The 26150-nt window shown below is 65.8% G+C and carries 25 protein-coding genes; 12 read left to right on the top strand and 13 right to left on the bottom strand.

The features are described 5' to 3' along the window. Window positions 1-73: 73 nt before the first annotated feature. On the top strand, window positions 74-4039 hold the full coding sequence (locus tag RCH11_RS01015; RefSeq protein WP_327055125.1) for an SCO7613 C-terminal domain-containing membrane protein: 3966 nt from the start codon (window positions 74-76) through the stop codon (window positions 4037-4039). 143 nt (window positions 4040-4182) lie between these two features. Continuing rightward, the gene (locus RCH11_RS01010; RefSeq protein WP_327055124.1) at window positions 4183-4362 is read left to right on the top strand and encodes a DUF2510 domain-containing protein; all 180 of its coding nucleotides are present in this window, start codon (window positions 4183-4185) and stop codon (window positions 4360-4362) included. Between the two features lie 26 nt (window positions 4363-4388). Here RCH11_RS01010 and RCH11_RS01005 read toward each other — a convergent pair whose 3' ends face one another. From RCH11_RS01005 to RCH11_RS00960, 10 genes are all read right to left on the bottom strand, one after another. Continuing rightward, window positions 4389-4880: a hypothetical protein gene (locus tag RCH11_RS01005; protein ID WP_327055123.1), complete on the bottom strand. Its 492-nt coding sequence runs from the start codon at window positions 4878-4880 to the stop codon at window positions 4389-4391. Window positions 4881-5010: 130 nt separating this feature from the next. Next, window positions 5011-6477, bottom strand: coding sequence for an amidohydrolase (locus RCH11_RS01000; protein ID WP_327055122.1), 1467 nt, complete (start codon window positions 6475-6477; stop codon window positions 5011-5013). Next, window positions 6474-6692 carry a hypothetical protein gene (locus RCH11_RS00995; protein ID WP_327055121.1) on the bottom strand — a complete coding sequence of 73 codons (219 nt, stop codon included), beginning with the start codon at window positions 6690-6692 and terminating at the stop codon, window positions 6474-6476. The genes RCH11_RS01000 and RCH11_RS00995 overlap by 4 nt, the downstream gene beginning before the upstream one ends. A gap of 266 nt (window positions 6693-6958) precedes the next feature. Next, window positions 6959-7363, bottom strand: coding sequence for a VOC family protein (locus tag RCH11_RS00990; protein ID WP_327055120.1), 405 nt, complete (start codon window positions 7361-7363; stop codon window positions 6959-6961). A 19-nt stretch (window positions 7364-7382) separates the two neighbouring features. Further along, entirely contained in the window at window positions 7383-8360 is a 978-nt protein-coding gene (locus RCH11_RS00985) for an Fpg/Nei family DNA glycosylase (protein WP_327055119.1), read from the bottom strand. Window positions 8361-8362: 2 nt separating this feature from the next. Further along, entirely contained in the window at window positions 8363-8848 is a 486-nt protein-coding gene (locus RCH11_RS00980) for a ribose-5-phosphate isomerase (RefSeq protein ID WP_327055118.1), read from the bottom strand. A gap of 25 nt (window positions 8849-8873) precedes the next feature. Further along, complete coding sequence (locus RCH11_RS00975) at window positions 8874-9245, bottom strand: cupin domain-containing protein (protein WP_327055117.1); 372 nt, start codon at window positions 9243-9245, stop codon at window positions 8874-8876. Further along, window positions 9242-9823, bottom strand: coding sequence for a hypothetical protein (locus RCH11_RS00970; RefSeq protein ID WP_327055116.1), 582 nt, complete (start codon window positions 9821-9823; stop codon window positions 9242-9244). Before RCH11_RS00970 ends, RCH11_RS00975 begins: the two co-directional genes overlap by 4 nt. Window positions 9824-9885: 62 nt before the next feature. Further along, window positions 9886-11310 carry an NAD(P)/FAD-dependent oxidoreductase gene (locus RCH11_RS00965; RefSeq protein ID WP_327055115.1) on the bottom strand — a complete coding sequence of 475 codons (1425 nt, stop codon included), beginning with the start codon at window positions 11308-11310 and terminating at the stop codon, window positions 9886-9888. A gap of 127 nt (window positions 11311-11437) precedes the next feature. Further along, window positions 11438-12061 (bottom strand): mycothiol-dependent nitroreductase Rv2466c family protein, encoded by a 624-nt coding sequence (locus RCH11_RS00960; RefSeq protein ID WP_327055114.1) that lies wholly within the window; start codon window positions 12059-12061, stop codon window positions 11438-11440. A gap of 124 nt (window positions 12062-12185) precedes the next feature. On the opposite strand from RCH11_RS00960, the gene RCH11_RS00955 reads away from it, so the two are divergent. The 7 genes from RCH11_RS00955 to RCH11_RS00925 all read left to right on the top strand — a co-directional run bounded on the left by RCH11_RS00955 (window position 12186) and on the right by RCH11_RS00925 (window position 20100). After that, window positions 12186-12842, top strand: a complete 657-nt coding sequence (locus tag RCH11_RS00955) for a hypothetical protein (RefSeq protein ID WP_327055113.1) — start codon at window positions 12186-12188, stop codon at window positions 12840-12842. 55 nt (window positions 12843-12897) lie between these two features. Further along, a complete protein-coding gene (gene pepN / locus RCH11_RS00950) occupies window positions 12898-15435 on the top strand; it encodes an aminopeptidase N (RefSeq protein ID WP_327055112.1) in 2538 nt (845 codons plus the stop codon). Window positions 15436-15597: 162 nt separating this feature from the next. After that, window positions 15598-16512, top strand: a complete 915-nt coding sequence (locus tag RCH11_RS00945) for an ABC transporter ATP-binding protein (protein WP_327055111.1) — start codon at window positions 15598-15600, stop codon at window positions 16510-16512. Next, window positions 16509-17348, top strand: coding sequence for an ABC transporter permease subunit (locus RCH11_RS00940; RefSeq protein ID WP_327055110.1), 840 nt, complete (start codon window positions 16509-16511; stop codon window positions 17346-17348). Before RCH11_RS00945 ends, RCH11_RS00940 begins: the two co-directional genes overlap by 4 nt. A 47-nt stretch (window positions 17349-17395) precedes the next feature. Beyond that, window positions 17396-18409 carry a mechanosensitive ion channel family protein gene (locus RCH11_RS00935; protein ID WP_442788978.1) on the top strand — a complete coding sequence of 338 codons (1014 nt, stop codon included), beginning with the start codon at window positions 17396-17398 and terminating at the stop codon, window positions 18407-18409. A 44-nt stretch (window positions 18410-18453) separates the two neighbouring features. After that, complete coding sequence (locus tag RCH11_RS00930; RefSeq protein ID WP_327055382.1) at window positions 18454-18858, top strand: globin; 405 nt, start codon at window positions 18454-18456, stop codon at window positions 18856-18858. Window positions 18859-19002: 144 nt separating this feature from the next. Further along, entirely contained in the window at window positions 19003-20100 is a 1098-nt protein-coding gene (locus tag RCH11_RS00925) for a fatty acid desaturase family protein (protein WP_327055109.1), read from the top strand. Between the two features lie 79 nt (window positions 20101-20179). On the opposite strand, the gene RCH11_RS00920 is transcribed toward RCH11_RS00925, so the two are convergent. After that, a complete protein-coding gene (locus RCH11_RS00920; RefSeq protein WP_327055108.1) occupies window positions 20180-20989 on the bottom strand; it encodes an HpcH/HpaI aldolase/citrate lyase family protein in 810 nt (269 codons plus the stop codon). Then, window positions 20986-21486, bottom strand: a complete 501-nt coding sequence (locus RCH11_RS00915) for a MaoC family dehydratase (RefSeq protein ID WP_327055107.1) — start codon at window positions 21484-21486, stop codon at window positions 20986-20988. The genes RCH11_RS00920 and RCH11_RS00915 overlap by 4 nt, the downstream gene beginning before the upstream one ends. A gap of 197 nt (window positions 21487-21683) precedes the next feature. Between RCH11_RS00915 and RCH11_RS00910 the strand changes: the two genes are divergently transcribed. Then, a complete protein-coding gene (locus RCH11_RS00910; RefSeq protein WP_327055106.1) occupies window positions 21684-22271 on the top strand; it encodes a TetR/AcrR family transcriptional regulator in 588 nt (195 codons plus the stop codon). A gap of 298 nt (window positions 22272-22569) precedes the next feature. Continuing rightward, window positions 22570-24228 carry an FAD-binding dehydrogenase gene (locus tag RCH11_RS00905; protein ID WP_327055105.1) on the top strand — a complete coding sequence of 553 codons (1659 nt, stop codon included), beginning with the start codon at window positions 22570-22572 and terminating at the stop codon, window positions 24226-24228. Between the two features lie 161 nt (window positions 24229-24389). On the opposite strand, the gene RCH11_RS00900 is transcribed toward RCH11_RS00905, so the two are convergent. Then, window positions 24390-25067: a hypothetical protein gene (locus RCH11_RS00900; RefSeq protein ID WP_327055104.1), complete on the bottom strand. Its 678-nt coding sequence runs from the start codon at window positions 25065-25067 to the stop codon at window positions 24390-24392. A gap of 69 nt (window positions 25068-25136) precedes the next feature. On the opposite strand from RCH11_RS00900, the gene RCH11_RS00895 reads away from it, so the two are divergent. Next, on the top strand, window positions 25137-26009 hold the full coding sequence (locus tag RCH11_RS00895) for an acyl-CoA thioesterase (RefSeq protein WP_327055103.1): 873 nt from the start codon (window positions 25137-25139) through the stop codon (window positions 26007-26009). The last annotated feature ends 141 nt before the right edge of the window (window positions 26010-26150 follow it).

Below are 26150 nucleotides of genomic sequence, written 5' to 3'. Positions count from 1 at the left end.
TGGCGTGGTAGTCGAGACGCGAATCCACATACCGGTAGCCTGAGCGCACAACCGTTCGAGGGGGAACCGGAACATGGCCGAACCAGGCTCTAAAGCGCTCGGCGCGACACCTCTGGAGAAGGGGATCATCGTCGAGGGTGCCAGCCCGTCAGTGCTGGACTATCGCAGGTTTGCCGGGCTGGCGCTGTTCCCTCGATCGTTCTCAGATCTCGGCAGTACCACCCAGTGCCCCGCCTGCCAGACCGCGCTGGTCACCACGACCTGCCGGGCCTGCGACCTCGACCTCACCCACCCCTCTGCCAGTGAGATCGTGACCCTCTCTCGGGATGCCGCGACACTGCTCGATCGACGGCTCGCGGTGATCGGCAAAATCCGCTGGGATACGGCGCAGGCGCGCTCCGCGGCCGCTATGGCCGCCGAGGAGCAGGATGCCGCCGCGGCCGAAGAGACCCGCACGCACACCATCGACGCGCCGATGCCGCTCCCCCGAATTGCCAGCAACGCTGGCACCAGCCCGACCCATTCCGCTCCCCCAGAAGTGCCAGCCGAGAGCGCAACCACCGTCGCGCCTTCTCCCCGCCGCTCGAGCGTGCAGGTGATCCTGCTCATCGTGGGAATTTCGCTGCTTTCGGTCGCCGCGGTCTTCTTCCTCGTGTACGCCTTCATCAACTTCGGTATCCTCGGTCGCTCGCTCATCATCGCCGCGGTCACGGTAGCCTCATTCGTGATCGCGTCGAGCCTGCGACGTCGCTCCCTCACCGCTACCGCCGAGGGGATCGCGGTGCTCGCCGTCGTGCTCGTCTATCTGGATGCGTTCGCGATCCGCGCCAATGATTTCTTCGGCAGCGGAGGCACCGACGGTTCGGCGTTCTGGGGGGCGGCGCTCGTTGTCACCGCGGCCGTCTTCCTCGCCTGGTATCGATTGTCCGGCCTTCGTACGGCCCACATCGTCGGCTTCGCCGCGATCGTGCCCGGCATCGCCCTCCTGGTTGGAGGCCTGAGCCAGGCTGCGGATGACGGCAGCCGACTGTTCATCGCCTTCGCCTCGGCGACGCTGGCCGGGGTCGTCCACCACTGGACCCGCCGCCCGGCGACGGCGACGCATCCGGCCCGTGAAGGTCGGCCCGAGCGCCTCATCGTGCGTGGGCTCACCGGGATTGCCCTGTTCGGCGCTCTCGCCACGGCATCGGCTGTCGCGCCGAGCCAGCCGATGGCGTCGAGCCCGGCATTCTTCGCCGTCGCCGGCCTTGCCGCGCTGCACGCCTGGCTGATCGGGCGTTCCTCACCGGAAGAACCCATGCTCTCCGCGGCAGTTTTTGCCGGTACCGGTGGTCTGGCCGCGGCAGTCTCCGTGGCATCGGGGGCTCTCCGCCTCGGCGACCCCGCCGTCACCGTCATCGCTGCGCCAGTCGCAGCAGCCGTCATCACCCTCGGGCTCGAACTGCTCTGGCACCGGTCGAGTGGCACAACCGGTGCGGCATCATCCCATCGGCGGAGCGCGTTTGTCGCCACGATCGCGGCGGCAACGGTCGCGGGTATCGCCCTGTTATTTCCCCTCGCCGTCGCCGCAGGGACCACAGCGACCGCAGTCTTCCGAGCCGTCTCCTCCTCGTGGGCTCTCGCCCCTCAGGACGAACTGGTGCATCGTGCCGCTATCGCTGATTTGGCCGTTGCCGCATTGGCGCTCTGCTGCCTGCTTGCCGCGGCCGCGTGGTCGATTGGCGGAACACTGAAGCGGCGCGTTTCGACTCTCGTCTGGTTCGGTGCGGCCGTGCTTGTCGTGGCCGTGCCATTACTCACCGGCCTCACCGCGGTGCTTGCGGGGTGGCTTATTCTCGCCGCAGCCGCGCTCGGCTCGCTTCTCTGGTCACACCGCCGCCACTTCGGCCCACCGCTCCGTTCTCCTCTTCTGGTGCTCCTCGCCACCTCGGGCACCCTCGGCTACCTCGTCGGGTGGGGTAGCACCGGCACGTGGTGGATCGGATCGATCGTGGTTGTCGCCGTACTGTTGACCGGTCGACTCCTTCCGGCAAGCCCCCTCGGCCGGGCGACTGCGTTGGGAGCGGCTGCCCTCGTCGTACTCATCGGTGCCGCAGCCGCTGCGCGCCAACTGGCACTCCCGGCTCTCCCCGATCCCACGCCAGACGCCGACAATGCCTTCCGTGCCGTCAGCATCATCGCCATCGTGCTGCTCGTGCTGTCCGGCTTCCGAGTGCACGCCCGCCTCTCGTCGCTCGATCGCCGTGTCATCTTCTGGATCGGCGGCGCGGCGGCCGCGTCGTCTTTCGTCATCCTGTCCCTGTCGGTCGGGGGACTCTCTGCACGCGAGCGGGTCTCGCTGCTTCTGCCGGAGCCCGGCACGAGCCTCGCCGTGAACACTGCCCTCCTCGCGGCGCTGCTGATCGTGGTGATGCGGCCAGTCGCCTCTCGACTCCGCTGGGAGAGCGTCGCCGCATCCGTCGCTCTCGCCCCCACCCTCACGTTGGTCGTGGACTCGTTTGCCCGGGTGATCGACCTCCCCGAGCTCGCGCGTTCCGTCGGGTCGATCTCCGCAGCCCTCCTCGCTGCCGTCGGTGTGCTCGTCGCCGCTGTCCTGCGGCGCCGTGCGCCGACCCCCGCCGCCGGCGAACCGCACCGGGGCATTCTGGGCAGCGATCGTCGGCCGCGGGAACTCGGAATACTGATCGTCGCCGTGCCCAGCGTCGTCATCGGGGTGGACCGGCACGACTCGGTGACCTGGCTCGTGCTGGTGTTCGCAGCGCTCGTCACGCTCATGCTGGCGACGAGTCCCGATGGGCTGGTCGGCTCCACCTCTCCGAGACGGCACCTCGGCTGGGGTGCCTTGGCCCTTGCAACGGCGGGTCTCTGGTGGCGGCTCGGCGATTCGAGGGTCCAGGACCTCGAGCCCTACGTGCTGCCGCTGACCGGCGTGCTGCTGCTCGTCGCGCTGTTCCTCTGGCGGGCGAACCGGTCGGCGGCGGCCTCGGCGCCGGATCTCGTCACGCCGGTGATCACGCTGGTTGCTCTTCTGGTGGCGATTCTGCCTCTCAGCGCGGTCGCTGCCAGCGGGCCACTCCTCCGTGCCGTTGTTGTCGCTGTGGTCTCGGCTGCTCTTGCGATAGCGGGCAGCTCCCCCGTCGGAACATCCCGGTCACGCCCGTATCTCGACGCGGTCGCGCTCACCGGTGCGCTCGGCATCCTCACGGTCGTCGTTGGTCGGTGCGCATTTCTCCGCTCGCAATCCGGCACCCCCGACATCCGTCTCGACGCCTGGTTAGCCACGGGGCTCCTCGTGCTGATCATCGCTGCGTTCGGGCAGGCGAGGACCGCGTCGCGATACATCAAGGACACCGCCTGGCGGACGATCGCGAGCCAGGTGCTCGGGGTGCTCGGCCTTGCGATCGTGCTCGGGTTTGAGCTCACGGCGTTTGAGGACACCGCGCTCGGCTCGCTGCGTGCGATCGCAGTGATCCTACTCTTCTGCGCGCTTCACGTGATCACTTTTCTGATCGAACGCGCGCCCTTCACGCGAGCCATCGGCTGGATAGCAATCGTCGGCGCGGGAATCGCCGTCATCGGAGCGCTCCTCACCGGGGCGATCCACCCGGTCGAGCTCGGCACCATCCCCGTCGCCGGTGCGCTCGTCGTCACCGGTGCCCTAACCCTGTCGCGAACGCCGACCGCCCGCACCTGGCCCTGGCTCGCACCGGGCGTGGCGGTGCTACTGGTTCCTTCGCTGATCGCGACGGCGGATCATCCTCCGCTGTGGCGGCTGGTGGGGCTTGGCGTCGTCGGCGTGACGATCATCATCGTGAGTGCCGTGCTGCGGCTCCAGGCGCCCTTCTTGCTCGCTGTGATCGTGGTGTTGATCCATGCGATCGTCACCTTCGCGCCGCAGATCCGGGCGATCTACGAGTCGGTGGAATGGTGGCTCTGGTTCGTGCCGGTGGGAATCGCCGTCGTGGTCTTCGCGGCACGATTCGAGAAGAGTGTGTTGCGGATGCACAGTGTCGCGATGCGCATCCGTGCGCTGCGCTGAGGGCTCTGAATGTCACCCGACGCGAGGATTCACCACGACCCCCATTCGGGGGTCTGTCCTGTCCCCTCTAAGGGGGACTATTGTGGGGCCACCGCACCCGAACAGCCCTTTGCGGTAGGGCAAATTTCCACAGGAGCTTCCCGATGCCCTCAGTGAACGACCACTCCCCCGTGCCCGCCGGTTGGTACCGCGATCCGCTCGGCCTTCCGCAGCTGCGCTGGTGGAACGGCCTCAGCTGGACCAATCGAATCGAAGAACACCGTCCAGAGATTCAGCTGGCGACTCCCGAGCCCATCGACTCACGCCTGGTCGGCGCGCGCTAGACCGGGCTCAACTGTGGCATGGCTGATCAGAGCGCTGCAGCCGGGCCAGAACCGCGAGAATACGGCGGTGGTCGTTGCGCGCATCGTCGAGACCTAATTTCTCGAAAACTCGATGTGACGTTCTTCCCCACTGCTCCCGCACCAACGACCAGCGCGGTGGCAATCGCCGCATTCGTGCGACCTTCCGCCATGTGCGTCACAGCTTCACGCTCCCTGGGCGTGAGCGAGCCGGGCGGGTCGTGTCGGCGCCTGAGTGACTGTGCAACGACTTCGGGGTCGGGCACCGTTCCGCCCGATGCGATCCGTTCGATCGCTTCTTCAAGTTCTGCAAGCGACGCGATTCGATCCTTCAACAGATCGCTGATACCGCCGTTGCCCGATGACAGCAGTTCCCTGGCGCACGAGATCTCCACACACTGAGAGAGCAACAGGATGCCGAGATTTGTCATCAATTCGCGAGCCCGATGGCGCCGCACGGAATCGTCGACGACAAGCACTCGAAGTGGGGATCTGGTCACGCCAGCACCCTCAGGCGCGGCACGCCGTGGAGTCAGCCCACCGATGCGTCGAACCTCAGCATGCGTGTGGCAACTCCACCGCGTGCCAAGGACCGATGGATCCTCGTCGCGCGCGGAGCGCGGCAGAGCGCTACTCCAGCACGCTATGGGTGAATCGCCCCGCAATCAACGTCGCTGATACCGGCATTGTGCGCAACGCCGCGGGAGTGGCAGAGAGCGGGTCGATCTCCACGACGCACAGGTCCGCGACATCACCCCTCGCTACGCGGCGCCGGCCGTGGGCGGATGCAGCGATCGCCTCGGCCGTGCTGATCGCCTGTTCGGGATGCCACGCGGTCAGCCCGTCTCGCGCGCGGCCGACCGCGGCCGCGATCGTGATCCACGGGTCGAGCGGCGCGACCGGAGCATCCGAACCGAGCACTAGCGTCGCACCGGCATCGATCAGGCTGCGCAGCGGGAACGCGCGCGCAGTGCGGCCGGCCCAGTAGCGGTCAGCGACATCACGGTCATCCATCGCCTGCTCGGGCTGCAGGCTCGCGGTCACCCCGAGGGCGGCGAAGCGGGGCAGATCGGTGTCACGCACAAGCTGGGCGTGCTCGATTCGTCCGCGGCATCCGGCCGCTTCGAAGCAATCGAGGGCGATGCGGTTGGCGTCGTCCCCGATCGCATGCACTGCGGGCAGGATTCCCGCGGCGGACACCCGCCGCAGCATCGGTACGAGGACGTCCGGTGACACGGTGAGCATGCCGTGCGAGTGCGGATGCCCCTCAAGGCCCGGGTATTCGTCCACGCAGTAGGCGGTTCGGGTGTTCAGTGATCCATCGATGAGGATCTTGAATGGACCGACCGCCAGAAGGCCACCAGTATCGGCGATGACCGCCCCCGTTTGATGACCGGCAGCGATCGCGGTATCGAGGTGCTCGGTGTAGATGCCGGCGGCGACCCGCAGGGAGTCGCATCCGACCGCTATCCGCCGGGTCCAAACGGTGAGGTTGTCGGCCATCTCAAAGTCGACGACTCCGACGACCCCTCGGGCCGCCGCCGTCACCGCCGCCTCGGCCACCCATCCGTCGAGCACTCTGTCGGGCACGTCATGCAACGAATCGGTGACACGAAAGGCATCGTTTTCGCGGAGGACTCCGGTCGGGTGGAGCGCGAAGCCGTAACGATCGAGTGCCGCGGTGTTGAGCCAGCAGCAGTGCAGGTCGCCACTGATGAGCACCGTCGGAAGGGCTCCCATGGCCGCATCGAGCACTGCGGCGGTCGGGGGATCCGGCCACAGACCGTCACGAAAGCCGAACCCCACGAGCGGAAGCCCGGGCGCAGCTGGTCGCACCACGGCCGCGGCCGCCATGATTGCCGCGGCTTCGGCGGCGGAACCGGCCGCCGACACGTCGACCCGGCGGTGAGCGAGGGCGTGCTGGCTGAGATGCACGTGGTCGTCCCAGAGCCCGGGGACGACGTGCCTGCCTTCGAGGTCGATCGAGCGAGGCGCGGTGAGCCCGACGCCGATCTGTTGAATTGTGCCATTCTCGATCAGCAGGTCGATCGGCTCTCCCCCGTCGATACGACCGTTGCGGAGCGCCAGTGTCGTCATGGGGCGACCGAATTTGCGCGTCGTATCTCTGTGGCGAAAGCTTCGCTCGAATATGCTCCCTCGCCCTCGAGGTGCCGCACGATGAGCTCGACGACGGCGGGCTCCCTGTTCTGGCTCAACTTGAGCCTGGCCTCGGATCGGGTGACGCGCAGCCGGAGGCCGACGGTGCCGGTGGCGAGGTATCGGGCGGCTGGCGCGTCGATCTGCAGCGTCATCGGCTGCGGCATCCACTTCTCGAAATGGTCGCCGAGCCCCTCGAGTACGGAGAAGCTCTCCTCGTCTGACAGTAGTTCAGGGGTGCGGGGAGCGCACCGATCAGGTGTTTCCCGATGGGCACTAAATCGTTATTGTGCCGCTTCCCCGGTTGCTGCACCGGCTCATCGGGGCGCCGAATATGATTCGCGATTCTGCAGCTCCCATCGAGGTCGTCGGTCACGAAGTGCGGGGTGTATCTCATTCGACCATTGTGCTGCTGCCGGTCTCAGACGCCGGCCGGCCGCGCGCTCACATAAAACTCGAGGGCGATGTTGTCGGGATCCTTGACGCTCAGCGCAGTGCCGTAATCGGTGTCGACGATCTCGCTGTGGGCGATTCCGACAGCATCGAGGTGCTCCGCCCACTCGACGATCGCCTCCCGATCGACGCAGGCGAATCCCACGTGATCGAGACCAAGCCGGGTCGGATCGAACGGCCCGGAGGGCTGAGTCTCGTGCTGGGTGAGACCGACGGTGAGTCCGGGTATCGGCCGAAAGATGCGTCGTACGAAAGATTCGCCGGTGAGGGTGGCCACCGACGCGCTCCCCCACAGTGTCTCGTAGAACGGCACGCTCACCTCGAGGTCGCTGACGGTGAGAGCAATGTGATGGATGCTGGAGAACACGGGCATTTCGGTGTCTTTCTCTGAATCAGGCCTGGTCGATCGGGCACCAGTAGAGCTTTCGCCCACCGAGCTCCTCTAGCACAATGTTGGTTCCGCAGACCCGGCAGGGTAGGCCGGCGCGGTGATAGGCCCAGTGTCGATCCTTGCGGTGGGAGAGTGCCTTGCGATGGGCGGCGGGAGTCAGCCCGTCCATGGTGAGCATCTGGCCGGTCCTCACGCCGATGGCGAGAAGGGAGCACCAGTCGCGCCACAGGGCGCGCAGGGCCTCCTCCGGCACGAGTTTGCCTGGCGTGTGAGGGTTGAGTCTCGCGCGAAAGAGCAACTCGGCGCGATAGACGTTGCCGATGCCGCTGACGACCGACTGGTCCATCAGCAGCAGTCCGATCGGCGTCGGTTTCTTGCGGATGACGCTCACGAAACGTTCCTCGCCGAGCGCCTGGTCGTCCACCAGCGGATCAGGACCGAGCTTCGCGACCGAAGCGTCCACCTGCTCGGGGGTCTGCACCTCGCAGGCTGTGGGGCCGCGCAGGTCAGCAACGGTGTCACGGGTGAGCAGTCGCACGCGAACGGCGCCGACGGGCGCGGCTGGGAAGCTGAACTCCGTGTCCCTGAGCTCTTCCTGCTCCGACATTCGTAGCCGGCGCCGTCGGGGGGCACCGATGCTCGACAGGGAGTCCTCGGCGGCATCCTGATCAAGGATCGTGCCACGCTCTGCAGTCTGCCCCGGGCGTCCCCTCGCAGAGGTGAGGGAGGCATCCGCCGTGAAGTCGCCAGCGAAATCCCAGGCTCCGTAGAGACCGAGATGCACCCGAAGCCACAGGTGATTGTCGAATTCGAGGAACATCTGTTTGCCGACGGCGCAGGCATCGATCATCGTGTGCCCGTCGAGGAGGGTCGCCCCCTCGGCGAAACGGCCCTGCGGAGACGAGACGGCCGTCTGTTTTCCCACGAAATGACGGGCGAATTGGCGAGCGATGCGGTGGACGGAATGGCCCTCTGGCACGGTTAGTCGATCTCGCGGCTGGCGATCAGCCCGGTTGCTTCGTACTCTGCGAGCTGCGCGATGCGGCGGGCGTGACGCTCTTCGCCCGAGAACGGCTCCGCGATAAAGGTGTCGATGAAGAGCTTCGCCTCCTCGACGCTGTGCTGCCGTGCGCCGATCGCGATGAGATTCGCATCGTTGTGCTGGCGGGCAAGCAGGGCCGTGGACACGTTCCAGACCAGTGCCGCACGGGCACCGAGTACCTTGTTGGCGGCCATCTGCTCGCCGTTGCCTGAGCCTCCGAAGACGACTCCGAGGGCCTGAATCCCGGCGTTCTGGTCCGCGACGGTGCCGCGTGCCGCGTTGATGCAGAAGCTCGGGTAGTCGTCCACCGCGTCATAGACCGTCGGGCCATGATCCACGACCTCGTGACCAGCGGTGCGCAGGTGCTGTTGGAGATCCTCGCTGAATTCGAGCCCGGCGTGGTCGGTGGCGATGTGGATGCGCATGCTCTCCAATTTAGGCGATACGAATCTAGGCGATATGCATCTCGGCGATTTGCGTCTCGGCTAGGTAGACCTTGCGAATCGTCTCGGTCACTGTCCACACCGTGTGCTCGCCAGCGGCCAGGCGCGCCACCGATCCCGGGGACAGATTCATCACCCGATCATCGGCGCCGAAAGTGACCGTGGCGCGTCCGGCGATCACGACGAAAACCTCGTCACTCTCGACATCCCGCATCGCACCGACGGTCATCTCCCACACCCCGACCTCGAGCTCGCCGAAAGTCGTCACCGTGGTGGAGCCCGTAGTCGGAGTTCCATCGACCACCTGGTCGGCTTCGACCGGCTCGTGCAGGATGGTCAGGTCGAGCGCAGCGATCGCGGTAGAGGCTTGGGGCGTCACGGAACCCAGTATCCGACCCGCGCGAGCAGTCGCGTTTCGGCGTCCGCGTCCGCGGGAACCTTGTTCTCTGGCGGAAAGGCGCCCATCGCCCGAAAGCTGTCGATCTGCGGGCCGAGGATCTCCCAGAGGCCATCGACGAGCGGATCCGGAAGCGAGTAATCGAGGCCGATGAACTTCGCGATCGACCAAGCCTGAAAAGCGCGGAACGTGCTGGTGTGCACGAGGTAGTCGCCGATCGAGAAGTCGCCGTAGCTCAGATGCACGACGCGGTCGAGGTCGAGATCAGCGGCGACAGCCTCGGTAGCCGCATCGTTGATGTCGTCGTAGTTTCCGATCGGATCGTCGCCGAGAAGGTCGCCGTCGTGGCAGGCACCGACCTCCTCCGCGGCGCGGCCGGCGAGCACATCCGGCACCCAGGCCTCGTCGAACGCGTGATAGGCGAGAATGTCGCGAAGGGCCGGGTCGGGCTTGCGCGACCAGTCCGCCGGAACGGCAAGGGACAGCTGGTCGAGGTCGACCATGTCGATGACTTCTCGTAGGGCGGCATCAGACATGAGGAAGAGGTCCTGTTGGTTCATGTCCATACGCTACTGCGGAGCGCCGACAGTCAGCGGCTCAGTCAGCGGCGACAGTCAGCGGCTCAGGAATCGAAGCCAAGCCCCGCCGCATCCAGCGTCTTCAGGAGCAGGTTGCGACGCCCGTCGTTATGGTCGGCCCGGTCGAGCGCCCACTTGGTGGCCTGTACCCCGGCGAAGGTCGCCGGCTCTGGCGGAAAGGGCAGCGGCGTCGAGCGAACCATCTCGAGCTCGGTGCGCTCAGTTGGCTCACCCGAGAGATGGTCGAGCATCACGTTGGCGGCGAACCGGCTCGCGCCGACCCCAAGCCCGGTGAAGCCGGCGGCGTAGGCGACCCGGCCCCGGCGAGCGAGTCCGAAGAACGCACAGAACCGGGTGCTGGTGTCGATGACACCGGCCCAGCGATGGCTGAACTTCACGCCTTCGAGTTGCGGGAAGGTCGTGAAGAAGTGGCTCGCGAGCCTCTGAAAAGACTGCGGCCGGTCATCGTACGACGGACGGATGCGTCCGCCGTAGTGATAGATCGCGTCGTAGCCACCCCACAGGATGCGGTTGTCGGCGCTGAGGCGATAGTAGTGAAACTGGTTGGCCAGGTCGGCGACGCCCTGCCGACCTTCCCAGCCGATGGCGGCGAGTTGGGCATCCGTCAATGGCTCTGTCATGAGCACGTAGTCATAGACCGGCACGGTGTGAAGGCGGTAACGCTTGAGCAGGGAAGGGAACACGTTGGTGGCAAGGGCAACCTTCTCGGCGCTGACGAAGCCACCATCGGTGGTGAGAGTCACCGCACCCGTCGGCAGCTCGCTGTCGATGCCCGTCACCGGTGAGTTCTCGCGGATATCGACGCCGGCCTCGATACACGCCCGCGCGAGTTCTGCGGCAAGCTTCGCCGGGTGGATGAGGGCCGTCGCGTGCTTGCTCCACAAGCCGCCCTGGTAGGTGGGCGAATTGACCAGAGCACGGATGCCCTCGGCGTCGTAATACAACTCGCCTTCGCCGTCGTGGGCGGCGCCGAGTTCAGGCAGCTGGTAACGCTCGGTCGCCACCGCGAGTGATCCGGTGCGCTCGAAGTCGCAGTCCAGCCCGAGCCGGTCGACGGTCGCCGCTATCTCGTCGAGGTTTTCCGCACCGAGCCGGTCGAGCTGTTCGAGCTCCCGGGGAAAGCGGGCGAGCCCGTTGGCCTCGCCATGGGTGAGGGATGCCTCGCAGAATCCGCCGTTGCGCCCGGACGCCGCCCAGCCGATCGTCTTCGCCTCGAGCACGATCACTCGCGTGCCGGGATCACGCTCGATCGCCTGCAGCGCCGTCCAGAGCCCGGTGTAGCCGGCTCCCACTACTGCGAGGTCGTAGTGCGCGGTACCGGAGTGCCGTGGGTGGCGTAGTTGAGGGCCGATGTCGTCGAGCCAGAACGGCGCGAGCCGGGCATCCGCCAGGGCCTCGGTAATGATGCGGGCGTCGGGTGCGGAGCGTTCGAAAACCGTGCTGGCCATAGGGCAACACTACGGTTGCCGCCTCCTCCGCGCCCGCGAGTGACACGCGCGCCCGCACCTTCGGGCGCGCGTGTCACTCGCGGGCGCGGAGATGAGTGCGGATACACCAACACGGAGTGCAGGGCTGCTAGTCGAAGATGGGCCCCCGGGTGCGGGACCGCTTGAGTTCGAAGAAGCCGTCATAACTCGCCAGCGCGACCACACCGTCCCAGAGAGCAGCCGCCTGTTCGCCTTTCGGTGCGGGCGAGATGACCGGGCCGAAGAAGGCGTAGTCGCCGATCGCGATCACCGGGGTGCCGACATCCTGCCCGACTCGCTCGATTCCGTCGAAGTGCGACGCGCGCATCTGCGGGTCGTATTCGTCAGAGTCCGCGAAGGCCGCGAGTGAAACGGGGAGTCCGACCTCGGCGAGAGACTCGGCGATGATCGCATCGACGTCCGCGCGCTCACCGGGATGAATGCGCGTACCGAGCGCGTCGTACAGCGGTTTCACCGAGGTCTGGCCGTGCATTTCAGCGACTGCCGCGACCAGGCGCGTGTATCGGAGCGCCCGCGGGAGGAATTCGCGGTAGGCCTCCGAAAGATCCGTTGCATTCTCGTTGAGCACGGCGAGGCTCATCACGTGCCAGCTCACCTCGAGATCGCGCAGCGCGGCCACTTGGTCGAGCCAGCGGCTGGTCATCCAAGCCCACGGACAGGAGGGGTCGAACCAGAAGTCGACGGCGATCGGAGTCACGCGGGTTTCGGTCATGTTTCGGGTAACCGAGTAATGAGTGAGGGTATTCCAATCTGGGTCTGGATTCACCGGCCGGTAGGGCGCACACTGAAACGACAGGGCGCGCCGACACGGAGTGCGCCGGTCGTCGGAGGCCCTTATGCGCACAACACCAGTCCTGCTTCCTATCCTGTCTCGGGGCAAGCACCGCACGCCGCGGCGCGGTGCCTGCTTCATGGAGTATGCGTCGTATCTCGCGGGGGAGAAATGGAGCGACCATCCCTCCTGCACTGATCCGTCGCTCGCCTCCCTGGCCCGGATGGTGAACGACTGCACCTCGGATGCTGCGCGGGGCCACCTGGTCACGATGATCCCGTCCGTCATCGGCCTGACCGGCGATGGCACGATCACCGCCATCCGTCTGGCGGTTCGTGCTGCGAGCGCCGCCCTGCCAATCGCGAGCGAGGGACGCCAGCGAGCTCTCGCCGCAGGCCTGCTTCGCTGCGACGAATTGCTCGCTGGCTGGGGCGAGAGCGGATCAAGCAGCAGTCGCGCACTGATCCGTAGCGCGCTCGAAGACACGCCCGGCGCGAGTTCTTGGGCCGGCGAGTTTCTGCAGTCAATGGGCTCGGTCTCCGTCGGTACGATTCCCTTCATGAGCGAGGCGATCATCCGCACCGCAGTCGTGGGCATCGCGGATGCCTGCGTGCAGGACTCGAACCAGCGGCTCCGCGAACTGCTCGCCCTCGCTATCGCGGACTGCACCGCCGAGAGCTCACTAGTGCCGTCGATCCGAGAACTCCAGCCGACGCCCTGACCGGTCCAACTAGACTCTTTTTTTGGACACGATCCATTGAGCGAAGGAGCCGCAGTTGCCTGGAGAGAACCTCACCCGCGTCGAAGCCCAGGAGCGCAAGTCGCTCGTTTCGGTTGACCATTACGATGTGACCCTCGACCTGACAACCGGGCCGGAGATCTTCCGCAGCACAACGGTCGTCACATTCGACGCGACACCGGGATCGTCCACCTTTATCGACGCACTCACGCGCACGGTTCATTCCGTGACGCTCAATGCAGCGGAGCTCGATGTCGCCGCGGTGAATGATGGCATCCGTATCCAGCTGGACGGCCTTGCGGCACACAACGTACTCACCGTCGTTGCCGACGCCGAGTACACCAACACCGGAGAAGGCCTGCACCGCTTCGTCGACCCGGTCGACAACGAGGTCTACCTATACACGCAGTTTGAGGTTCCGGATTCCCGCCGGGTATTCGCGGTGTTCGAGCAACCCGACCTCAAGGCCACGTTCGGATTCACGGTCACCGCCCCCGCGGCATGGCAGCTGATCAGTAACTCGCCCACTCCGGATCCCGTGATTACCGGCGAGTCCGCTACCTGGGCGTTCGAGCCAACCCCGATCCTGTCCTCCTATGTGACCGCGCTCGTAGCCGGCCCGTACGCGGTCGTGCGGTCGGCGCTGACCAGCCGTAGCGGCCGTGTCATCCCGCTTGGACTGTTCTCCCGCAAGTCACTCAGCCAGTACCTCGACGCGGAATACATCTTCGAGAAGACTCGCCAGGGTTTCGCGTACTACGAGGAGAAGTTCCAGTACCCCTATCCCTTCGCAAAGTACGACCAGCTGTTCGTGCCGGAGTTCAACGCGGGCGCGATGGAGAACGCTGGCGCTGTGACGTTCACCGAGTCGTATGTGTTCCGGTCAAAAGTGACCGACGCGATCAAAGAGCGCCGCGTCGTGACGATCCTGCACGAACTCGCCCACATGTGGTTCGGCGACCTCGTGACCATGAAATGGTGGAACGACCTCTGGCTAAACGAGTCATTCGCCGAGTGGGCCTCCACGATAGCCACCGCAGAAGCTACGGAATGGACCGAAGCCTGGACCACGTTCCAGGCGATGGAGAAGAGCTGGGCCTACCGCCAGGACCAGCTGCCGTCGACCCATCCCGTAGTCGCGACCATCGATGATCTCGAGGCCGTGCAGGTGAACTTCGACGGCATCACCTACGCCAAGGGCGGATCGGTGCTGAAGCAACTCGTGGCGTGGGTGGGAATCGACGCCTTTTTCGCCGGCGTCGCCGCCTATTTTGCAAAGCACGAATACGGTAACACCGAGCTCAGCGACCTGCTTGCCGAGCTTCAGGTCACAAGCGGCCGAGACCTCAGCGGATGGTCAGCGCTCTGGCTCGAAACAGCTGGTGTCAATACCCTGACACCCGAGATCGAAACGAGTGCAACGGGTGTCATCACCGCGTTCGCCATCGTGCAGACGGCCGCAACCGACTACCCGACCATCCGCCCGCACCGCCTAGCGGTCGGCCTGTATGACCTGTTCGACGGCGCGCTCGTGCGCACCCACCAGGTGGAGCTCGACGTGGATGGCGTGCGCACCGAGGTCGCTGAGCTCGTCGGCACGACCAAGCCAGCGCTGGTGCTGCTCAACGACGATGACCTCGCCTACGCGAAGATCCGTCTTGACCCCGACTCGCTCGCCGTGGCGATCGATCACCTCGCGCACATCGAGAACCCGCTTGCTCGCGCAATCGTTTGGGGCGCGGCGTGGGATGCTACCCGCGACGGCGAAAGCCCCGCGAGCGACTACGTGCGCCTGGTGCTCGGCAACATCGCGAGCGAGACCGAGTCCACCACCATCCGCACCACACTCGGCCAGCTTGGCCTAGCAGCGAAGCAGTACGTGGCCCCCGAGCACCGCACCGAGACACTCACGCACATCGGCGACAGCCTCTGGACGCTCGCGACGGGGGCCGCCCCCGGCTCGGACGCCCAGTTCCAGTTCGTCAAGTTCTTCGCGGCCTACGCGTCGACGACCGAGCATGCGGCGGCGCTCACCGGACTTCGTGACGGCTCGGCCCCGCTTGAGGGGCTGGAGATCGACACCGACCTCGGCTGGGAAATCCTGGAGGGACTCGTGCTCACCGGCGTGGTCGGCCAGCCCGAGATCGACGCCGCCCTCGCGGCCGACAACACTTCCAACGGCCAACAGGCGGCGGCGCGGGTATCGGCCTCCATCCCCACCGCCGAGGGCAAGCGCAGAGCATTTGATTCGCTCGTGGACAGCGATGCCCTGCCGAACTCGATCGTGCACAACGTGACCGTCGGCTACCTGCACGTGAACGACCCGAGCGTTCTCGAGTCCCTGGTCGCGCCATATTTCGCGGCCCTTGGCGACATCTGGGCTACCCGGTCGTACAAGATCGCGGAGTACATCATCCTCGGCCTGTACCCCTCGCCACTGGCATCCGAAGCGCTCGTCACCGCGACGAAGTCCTGGCTCGCTGCCAACCCCGACATCCCGGCACTTCGCCGTCTCGTCACCGAGAATCTTGCGGGAGTCGAGCGCGCACTGGCCGTGCAATCGAAAGACGCTTAGCCGCGCACGACAATCCGAATGAGTGTGGTCATTCCGGGCGGATACGCCGTCCCGGAATGACCATTGCGGCGATGACTCATGGGCGCGCACCGGAATATCCCCCGGACGGATGATTCCCTCGAGGGATGCCATCGCTAGGCTCGAATACATGAGGATGATTTTGTGATCGAAGCGACCGGCCTGACCAAACACTATGGCGCGAAGACCGCCGTCGACAGCGTGACCTTCTCAGTGAAACCGGGAATGGTAACCGGCTTCCTCGGTCCGAATGGGGCGGGAAAGTCGACGACGATGCGGCTCGTGGTCGCGCTCGACCGACCGTCGAGTGGGGCGGTGACGGTCAACGGCAAGCGGTACGCCGACCTCAAAGCACCGCTGCGCGAAGTCGGTGTGCTGCTCGACGCCAAAGCGGTTCACACCGGTCGCTCGGCGATCAACCACCTGCGGGCACTTGCTGCCACCCACAGCATCGGCCGAGCCCGCGTCGATGAGGTGATCGGACTCACCGGCCTCGATTCCGTGGCCCGAAAGCGCGTCGGCGGCTTCTCGCTTGGAATGGGGCAGCGGCTCGGAATCGCCGCAGCCCTTCTCGGGGACCCGGCCACGCTGATCCTCGATGAGCCGGTCAACGGGCTCGACCCCGAGGGTGTGATCTGGGTGCGTAATCTCACGCGCTTTCTCGCCTCAGAGGGCCGCACGATCTTTCTCTCCTCACACCTGATGAGCGAAATGGCGCAGACCGCCGATCACATCATCGTGCTCGGGCGCGGTCGGATCATTGCGGATGCACCGGTCCGCGACATCGTGGCTCTCGCGACCGGTAACGCCGTGCAGGTTCGCACACCGGATGCCGAGCGATTCGCCGCGCTGCTCGCCGCCCCGGACGTCGTAGTTGCCCATGACCAGCCCCACCTTCTGCAGGTGACGGGACTGACCGCGCCGCAGATCGGTGAGCTCGCAGCGCGCAACGGTGTGGTGCTTCACGAGCTCGCTCCGCAGGCCGGTTCACTCGAAGACGCCTACCTCGCCCTGACCAAGGACGAAGTCGAATATCACGCCGGAGGGATTGCCCGATGACCACCACGACAACGTACATAGCCCACGGCTCAGGGCTCAGCTTCCGGGGGCTGCTGCTCTCGGAGTGGATCAAGCTCACCTCGCTGCGCTCCACGGTGTGGTGCTACGGCATCATCCTGATCATTAACCTCGGGCTCGCCTTCCTGCTGTCCTCCGTGGTCCCGGCCCCGAAAGACGGGACGCCAGTCCTCAATCAGGCATTCTGGGCGCAGTTCGCAACGATCGGAACCGCTTTCAGCCAGCTCGTCATCGCTGTGCTCGGTGCTCTCGTCATCACCGGCGAGTACGGCACTGGCATGATCCGCTCCACTTTTGCGGCGGTTCCGAAGCGGTTGCCAGCGCTGCTCGCCAAGGCCGTCGTGTTCGGTGTTTCGACCTTCGTCATTTCCCTCGTCACACTTGCAGGTAGCGCTCTGATCGCTGCTCCGCTCCTGAATGCCAAGGGCATGAATCTCGATTTTGGAGACGGTAGGGTGTGGCTCGCTGTCCTCGGCGCCGCCGGTTTCATGACGCTGGTCGGCCTGATGGCGCTCTTCCTCGGCACCATCATCCGCAACAGCGCAGGCGGGATCTCCGCGGCGATCGGCCTGCTCTTCGTCGCGCCGATCATCATGCAGATCTTCGTCAGCATCACCCGGTCGCCGTGGGCTCAGAACATCCTCGAGTTTCTTCCCAGCACCGCGGGACAGCGGATGTCGACCTACGCGATCGGCTCGCTCCCTCAGATCAAGGACGTCGTCATTCTCGACGCTGGCCTGGGCTTACTCGTGCTCGCGGCCTGGGTGTCGCTCTTCGGGATCATCGCGGGCGTGCTCCTCAAGCGTCGAGACGTGTAGACGCCCCCGACGGGAGCGCACAAACGCCCGCGGTAAACTCGGGCACCATGATGACTGCGGTAGCGATCGATGGATGGACCGCCTTCTGGGCGGCCGTCAGCCATATCTACGAGATGACATTCGTGCAGGTGATCCTGATCATCGTTGTCGCCGTCGCGTTGCGCATCGCACTGCGAATCGTGATCGATCGGGTGGTCAATCGCATTGTGACCGGGGTGAAGAAGCGCCAGCACGTGCAGGACACCCAGGCCCTGATTACGTCTCCGCTCAGCGCCGTGCGGGTCGTGCAGCGCACCCGCACCCTTGGCAGCGTTCTGAATAACATCGTGGCCGTTGTGCTGGTGATCGTGGCCGGGCTCTCGATCATCACCACCATCAACCCGACCATTCTTGGCTCGTTCGCGTTGATCACCGCAGCGCTCGGTGCCGGCCTCGGTTTCGGTGCCCAGAACATCGTAAAAGACGTGCTCAACGGTCTTTTCATGGTCGCGGAGGACCAGCTCGGGGTCGGCGACGTCGTTGACCTGGGGCCCGCCACCGGTGTCGTCGAGGCGGTCGGCATCCGCATCACGCAGATCCGCGACGTGAACGGCACCGTCTGGTTCGTGCGCAACGGCGAGATCATCCGGGTCGGCAACATGTCGCAGGGCTGGTCGCGAGTCATCATCGACCTCGCCGTTCCCTACGACGCGGATGTCGCAGCGGTTCAGGAGCGGATGCTCACGATCGGCACGGAGATGGCCGCCGACCCCAAGTGGCGCAGCCGCATCCTCGAGAAGCCCGAGATCTGGGGCATCGAGTCGATTTCCGCCGAGGCGATTGTGATACGCCTGGTCATGAAGACCAGGGCGGGCGTGAAGGATGACGTGGCACGGGATCTGCGGGCACGGCTCAAGTCGGGTCTCGATGCGATGGGCATCAGGCTCCCGGCCCTCAACAGCATCGTGCTGAGCGGCTTCGAGGGAGCGGAGAGCATCAAGGGAGCACGTCCCCCACGCACGGAGCCAAACCCGATTGCCACGACCGCGGATCCGAAACCACCGAGAAAGTCACGGCTGTGAGCGGCGAGCTCCCCGGCGGACAGGTGAACCCGGTGACGCTCCGCGTGAGTGAGCACGGCGAGGCCGCCCTCGGCAGCTTCTACGAGAAGATCGGCGGGCGTCCCACGTTTGAGCGGCTCGTGCGGGCGTTCTACGACGGCATCCGCACCGATGAGGTGCTGCTGCCGATGTACCCGGAGCAGCCGGATCTTGAGGGGGCAATCCAGCGGCTCACGGGCTTTCTTGAGCAATATTGGGGCGGCCCTGGCACCTATTCGGAGCAGCGCGGCCACCCTCGGCTGCGCGCGCGCCACCTGCCGTTCTCAGTGAATCCGGATGCCCGCGACCGTTGGCTGCTCCACATGCGTGCCGCGGTCGACAGCCTCGAACTCTCCGCACTCGACGATGCAACGCTCTGGGACTACCTCGACCGGGCCGCGCACGCGATGGTGAACACCTTCGACGCCTAACGACGCGATCCTGAGATTGCTCTGCGAGTAGGCCCGGAGCATCCCGTCCGAACGGCTCTCGGCACCGAAGAACCACATACCGTGAGGGCAGGTTGCCTGCGCCCCGGTCACCCACTCCACCGGTTCTTTACAGCAAGGCTACTCATGTCCATCATCACGCCTCCCGTCGTCACTTTCACCAAGACGAAACCACGAGGCGACCGGTCGAACCCCACGACCGAATACTCGGCACTCCTCCGCACCGTTCGCGATGCTGGCCTGCTTCGACGCAGCCACGGCTTCTACTACGGCATGTTCGCCGCGTTGCTCGGCGTACTCGGCGCAACGGTCGCTGGAATGGTGCTGCTCGGAGATTCCTGGTTCCAACTGCTTCTCGCCGCCGTTCTCGGGGTGATCTTTACCCAATTCGCCTTCCTCGCCCATGAGGCATCCCACCGCCAGGTCTTCGAGTCGGGCCGGGCCAACGACCTTGCCGGCCGCACAATTGCGAACCTCTTCGTGGGGATCAGCTATTCCTGGTGGATGACGAAGCACAGTCGGCACCACGCGAACCCGAACGTCACCGGTAAAGACCCGGACATCGAGCGGGACTTCGTCTCGTTCGTGCCGGAGGATGCGGCCAAGGCGAGTGGCCTCTATGCCTGGTTCACCAAGCGGCAGGGCTACCTGTTCTTCCCGATCCTCATTTTCGAAGGTCTTAACCTGCACATCGCGGGATTCCGCACCGTGTTCGGACGGGCAAAGGTTGATCGGCGCTGGCTCGAGATCGCGATGCTTGTACCCCGAATCGTGCTCTATGTGGTCGCGATCTTCCTCCTGATGTCTCCCGGCCTGGCGTGCGCGTTCATCGGTGTGCAGCTCGCCGTCTTCGGCGTCTACATGGGCGCCTCATTTGCCCCGAACCACAAGGGGATGCCCGTGCTCCCGCACGACTCGAAGGTCGACTTCCTGCGACGCCAGGTGCTGACGTCGCGAAACATCCGCGGCAATTGGATGATGGACACCTTCATGGGCGGACTCAACCATCAGGTCGAGCACCACCTTTTCCCCAACATGCCCCGGCCGCACCTGAAGAAGGCACGAGAGATCGCCCGCGAGTATTGCGACGCGCACGGGATCGTGTACACGGAGACCTCCCTGCGAGCGTCGTACGCGATCGTGGTGCGCTACCTCAATCGGGTTGGTCTGTCAGCCGGCGGCGATCCCTTCGATTGCCCGGCAGCCGGCTCCTTCGGCCGCTGACTTCAGGCGGCGACCGTGCTGCGGTTTGTCAGCCCTGCGGCCGGATGAATTGGCGCACGGCTGACCATTTGCTGCATGGTCAACCGCGTTCCGCCCGCCGCAGGATCGAGCGCGCGTGCCGGAGCACTGGCTCGTCCACCATTCGCCCCTCGAAGCGGAACACCCCGCGCTCCCCCTCCGCGGCCGCGAGCAGCGCGGTCGCGAAGGCAACCTCCTCCTGCGTCGGGCGATAGGCATCCCGGATCACCCCCACCTGAGTCGGGTGAATGCATGCGGTCGCCGCAAATCCGCTGGCCCGGGCATCCCTCGCCTCGAGCGCGAGTCCGTTGAGGTCGGGGATGTTGAGATACACCGAATCGATCGCGGCTTTCCCCGCCGCACCCGCCGCGAGAAGCATGCTCGAGCGGGCATACGATGCGATCGCGCGATAGCTGCCGTCTTCCTGCCGGCTCGAGGTGCCGCCGAGGGACGCGACCAGGTCCTCGGCCCCCCACATCACCGCGACCACTGACGACTCGGCTGCGATCGATGCCACTTCTGCGATTCCTGCCGCCGTCTCGCAGAGTGCGATCACGTCCCATCCGTCGAGGAGGGAAACCTGCTCGGCGCTTTCGGTCTTCGCGAGCATGACCCGGCGATAGTCGGTGCGCGCGAGCGCCGCGAGATCGTCGGCGAAGCATCCCGAGTGCACCGCGTTCACGCGCACGATCGTGGAGGCCGGGTCGAGACGGCTGGCGATCAGCGCTTCGCGGGCAGCGGCTTTCTCGTGCGGCGCTACGGCATCCTCGAGATCGAGGATGACGGCATCCGCTCGCTCCGCTGCTTTAGCGAAGCGATCGGGACGGTCTGCGGGGCAGAACAACAGGGCCGGGCCGAGGTCGAATCTCACCGATCGGCCTTCTCGCACCAGACGAGCGTCGAGCGCAGAGCGGTCGCGACGATCACGTCATCTTGGTTGCGGCCGACGTGACGAAGCACCACAATTCCCTGGCCGGGTCGCGATAGCGATAGCCGCATCTCTTCGACGATGCTCGACGAGTAAAGGGTGTCGCCGAGGAAGAGCGGCGCCGGGAAGGTGATCTCGCTGAACCCGAGACTCGCCACCAGCGTTCCCTGGGTGAGTTGTGCGACGGAGCTTCCCACCAGGGTCGAGAGTGTGAACATCGAGTTGACGAGCCGCTGTCCGAACGGCTGGGTGGCGGCGAACGCCGCGTCGAGATGCAGCGCCTGTGTGTTCATCGTGAGGGTCGTGAATAACACGTTGTCCGCCTCAGTGACGGTGCGGCCCGGCCGATGAAGATAGCGCACACCGACTTCGAACTCCTCGAACCAGAGACCGCGCTGCAGGATGTCCCGCTGCATCCCGTCCATCTTTACGCCGTCCATCAGTCCGAGAATCCCTGGTTCCACAAATCCACCATGAGCTGCACTTGGTCGCCCGTTCGCCGTCGGTCGTCCGTGAGGTAACAATCCATAATGTCTCCGTCGACGGCTCGGTGAATGATCGCTCACCCATTGACGTTAGTCACGGCTAACTGGATTGTCTACAGTAGGGTGTGAATCGACACGATCGGAGGGGTCGGATGTCACTAGCCATCGATCCTCGAGAGACTCCACGGGCACGCGCCAAGGCCGACCGCCGCCGGGCACTGCTCGATGCCGCGGCCCGTCTCTTCGCCGAACGCGGCTTCGACCGGGTCTCCATGGAAGATCTCGGCTCCGCCGCCGGCGTCAGCGGACCGGCCGTTTACCGGCATTTCCCGGGCAAGCAGTCCGTGCTTGCGGCCCTTCTCATCGACGTGAGCCAAGGACTCTTCGACGGGGGTGCACGCGTGATCGACGAAGCAGAGGACGCCCCGGCCACCCTCCGCGCCCTCATCTCCTTCCACGTCGCCTTCGCCCTCGCAAACGCCGATGTCATCCGCGTGCAGGATCGCGACCTGGAGAGTCTCGGCTTCCCCGATCAGCACCGGGTGCGCACCCTGCAACGCAGCTATGTCAGCCTCTGGGTCAGCGTGCTCGCGCGACTCGACCCCGGTGCCGAGGCCGCTGGGCTGCACGTGAAGGCGCACGCCACCTTCGGGCTGATCAACTCGACGCCGCACACCGGTCATTCCGCAGCTACCGGCCAAATTCTTGAAGCGATGGCCTGGGCGGGGCTCCGCCCATAAGCGCGGCGCCGGCCTCGGCAATTCCTTCCATCGGGCTCGGGGGCATCGTCGTCGCGACAGTCGCCACCGGGGTGGACTACTCGGCGGTCAGCACGGCGAGCGCCAGCATCCACTCGGGGTCGTCGCCACGCCCGCGACTTTCCCAGGGTTCATACGCCCCCGGTGATCGAGTGGCGTGGGCGAGCCGTTCTCCACCTCTGGGTGGACGCGGTCACCTCCGCCTGGGAGCTGCACACTTCGTGATGCCCCACACGGGGTAGCGTGACATCACCGCCTACCGTGACGAAGGAGCCACCGGATGCTCGACTCGACCGCCACTGACGTGCTGATCGTGGGAGCCGGACTCGCCGGGCTCGTGGCTGCTGCCGAGCTCGTGGATGCCGGCAAGAAGGTCACGATCCTCGAGCAGGAGCCGAAGGCGAGCTTCGGAGGCCAGGCCTGGTGGTCCTTCGGCGGTATCTTCCTGATCGATTCTCCCGAGCAACGACGCCTTGGCGTGCACGACTCGGTCGAGCTCGCGCGTCAAGACTGGTTCGCTTCGGCCGGATTTGACCGCGACGAAGACGCCTGGCCGAAGAAGTGGGCCGAGGCCTACCTCGACTTCGCCGCCGGAGAGAAACGATCCTGGCTGCACGACCAGGGCGTGCGATTCTTCCCCGTGGTCGGCTGGGCGGAGCGCGGGGGCTACACCGCCCTCGAGCACGGCAATTCCGTGCCCCGATTCCATATCGCCTGGGGCACCGGCCCCGGAGTGCTCGCTCCGTTCGTGCGCCGGGTACGCCGGGGAGTCGAGAGCGGCCTCGTGACACTGAAGTTCCGTCACCGGGTCGACGAGCTCATCGTCCAGGGCGGCGCTGTCGTTGGCGCGCGCGGCGCCATCCTTGCCCCGGATGCCGCGGAGCGCGGCGCCCCCTCCAGCCGCGAGATCACCGGTGAATTCGAGCTCCACGCCAGCGCCGTGATCGTGACAAGCGGCGGTATCGGCGGCAATCACGACCTCGTGCGCGAGCAGTGGCCAGCCCGCCTGGGAACGCCGCCGAAGTCGATGCTCTCGGGGGTACCGGCCCACGTCGACGGCCGCATGCTCGGCATCAGCGAGCAGGCCGGCGCGCACCTCATCAACGGCGACCGCATGTGGCATTACGTCGAGGGCATCGAAAACTACGCGCCCGTGTGGGCGCGGCACGGCATCCGCATCCTTCCCGGACCATCGTCAATCTGGCTGGATGCCACGGGCCGCCGTCTGCCGGTGCCACTGTTTCCCGGGTTTGACACCCTCGGCACGCTGGAGCACATCGTCGCGACCGGGTATGACCACAGCTGGTTCGTGCTCACGCAGAAGATCATCGAGAAGGAGTTCGCCCTCTCCGGCAGCGAGCAGAACCCCGACCTGACGAACAAGGACTATCGCCTGCTCGCAAAGCGACTTCAGCCCGGGGCACCGGGTCCGGTGAAGGCGTTCACACAGAAGGGCGCCGACTTCGTGGTGGCGAATACCCTCGATGAGCTGCTCGCGGGCATGCAGAAGCTGAGTCCGGACATCCCGATCGACACCGCTCGGGTGCGTCAGGAGATCGAGGGTCGCGACCGTGAGCTCGCCAACGACTTCTCGAAGGATGCCCAGGTCAATGCCATTCGGCAGGCACGCCGGTATCGCGGCGACAAGCTCATCCGCGTGGCGAGGCCCCACCGCATCCTGGACCCGAAGGCGGGGCCGCTGATCGCCGTGAAACTGCACATCCTCACCCGAAAGAGCCTCGGCGGCATTGAAACTGATCTTCAGGGCCGCGCCCTTTCAGCGACCGGCAAGCCGATCCCCGGCCTGTACGCGGCCGGAGAGGTGAGCGGATTCGGCGGTGGGGGCATGCACGGCTACCGGTCGCTTGAGGGTACTTTCCTCGGCGGGTGCCTCTTCTCGGGGCGGGTCGCCGGGCGCGCTGTGGCGCAGTTGGTTTGATCGGCAGAGAATTGGTGCAGGACAGATTTCAACGACCGGATCATCGCCGAGTTCCGCACGAACACAGCGCGAGTTTCGCCGCGCCAGCCGAGCGGGCAGAGGTGGTCGAGGTGGTCGAGGTACGAGATTGACCCCTCGCGGAGACGCAACGGGGTAACGGACTAGCGCTGCAGGCTCCACGCGCGGCGCTTCACCAACACGTGACCGCGCTCGGAGGTCAGGCGTGTCCACGGTCCGGTCTCATAGATGCGCACCGGATCAGTGCCACCGAAGAATCCGAGTGAGAGCCCGGCAAAGGCGGCTCCGGCGGGCACGTATTCGAGCCCGGAAATCGGATGCCCCCACACCTCCGAGCGTACGCGCTGAACAATCTGCTCGCCGGTACCGGTCGGTACCGCGGCGGCCACCTCATCGATGCCCGCCTTCGCCACCGATTCGAGCATGGATGCCTCCACCGACTCGAGCTCCTTCCAGCCGCCCCGTGGCGGCGAGATCGCGGCCCAGGTGACGGTGTTGACCTGCATCGGCAAGCTCACGGAGACCGCAGCGGCGGCGTCAACAACCTCGCCCTGCAGCCGATTGAGGCGCTCGAGCAACGAACGCACCGGCACCACAACGTCGAAGGTGTCGACATCGGTCAGGGCGAAGGTACGCAGCCCGAGCACTGTCGCGCTCTCGTCCAACAGGCCAGCCGGCACGAGCACTGCAACATAGACCGCGAGCACCCCTGAACCAGAAATCAGGCGCACAGAACCGTCCTCCACACGCTGGGCGCGGCTGAGAAAGACCTGCAGGTCGCCAAGGGAGTGGGAGTCAACAAGGGAAAATGTCTGGCTCATCTGGTCTCTAAACTATAGGAGCTCCGGGGTTCTCGCTGCCCCATGACCGCCGGACCCCGGGAGAACACCATGACCGACCCGCTCATTGACCTCCTATCGGCACTCGATCTCACGGATACTCATGCCCGCACGAGTGAGGAGATCTTCATCGGCACCAGCCAGTGGTCGGCTCTTGGCCGGGTATTCGGCGGGCAGGTGCTCGCGCAGTCACTCGTCGCCGCCCAGCGCACCATCGCGGAAGAACGTGTCATTCACTCACTGCACGGTTATTTTCTGCGGCCAGGCAATATCGACCTGCCGATCACCTTCTCGGTCGATCGCATCCACGACGGGCGATCGTTCTCCACCCGGCGCATCCAGGCCTACCAATCGGGCCTGCCGATCCTGTCGATGATCGCGTCGTTCCAGGACTCCGACGACGGCCTCGAACACCAGGTCGAGATGCCGACCGGCCTGCCACAGCCAGAGGATCTGCCCACCGCCGCCGAGGTGCTTGCGGACGTCGGGCATCCGATCGCTAAGCAGTGGGCGATCGGCCGTCCGTTCGACATGCGTCATGTGCCCTCCCCGGTGTTCCTTAGTGTGGACGGACCGCGTGTCGCCCATCAGGCCGTGTGGCTGAAGGCAACTGGGCGGCTGCCGGATGACCCCAACCTGCATCGGGCCGCTCTCGCCTACGCGAGCGACTATTCGATTCTCGAGCCGATATTCCGCCGTCATGGCGTGGCCTGGTCTACGCCCGGGCTCAAGGCGGCGAGCCTCGACCACGCGATGTGGTTCCACCGCTTCGGCCGGGTGGACGAGTGGATGCTCTATGCGCAAGAGTCCCCGAACGCCACCGGCGGTCGTGGTCTCTCGCTTGGGCGCATCTTCAGCCGCGACGGCGCACTGCTCGCGAGCGTGGCCCAGGAGGGCATGGTCCGGCTGCCCCGGCGGGACTAGGACGGCAGTCCCCGGTCCCGCAGTCCCCGGTCCCGGCCCCGTCCCCCGTTCCAGTTCCCGGTCCTGGCCCCGGCCCCGTCCCCGTCCCCGTCCCCGTCCCCGTCCCCGTCCCCGTCCCCGTCCCCGTCGAGCATGCTCGTG

This window comes from Glaciihabitans sp. GrIS 2.15, from assembly GCF_035984695.1.
Lineage (GTDB): Bacteria > Actinomycetota > Actinomycetes > Actinomycetales > Microbacteriaceae > Lacisediminihabitans.
The sequence above is the reverse complement of the archived record's forward strand: the minus strand, read 5'-3'. Positions and strand labels throughout refer to the sequence as shown.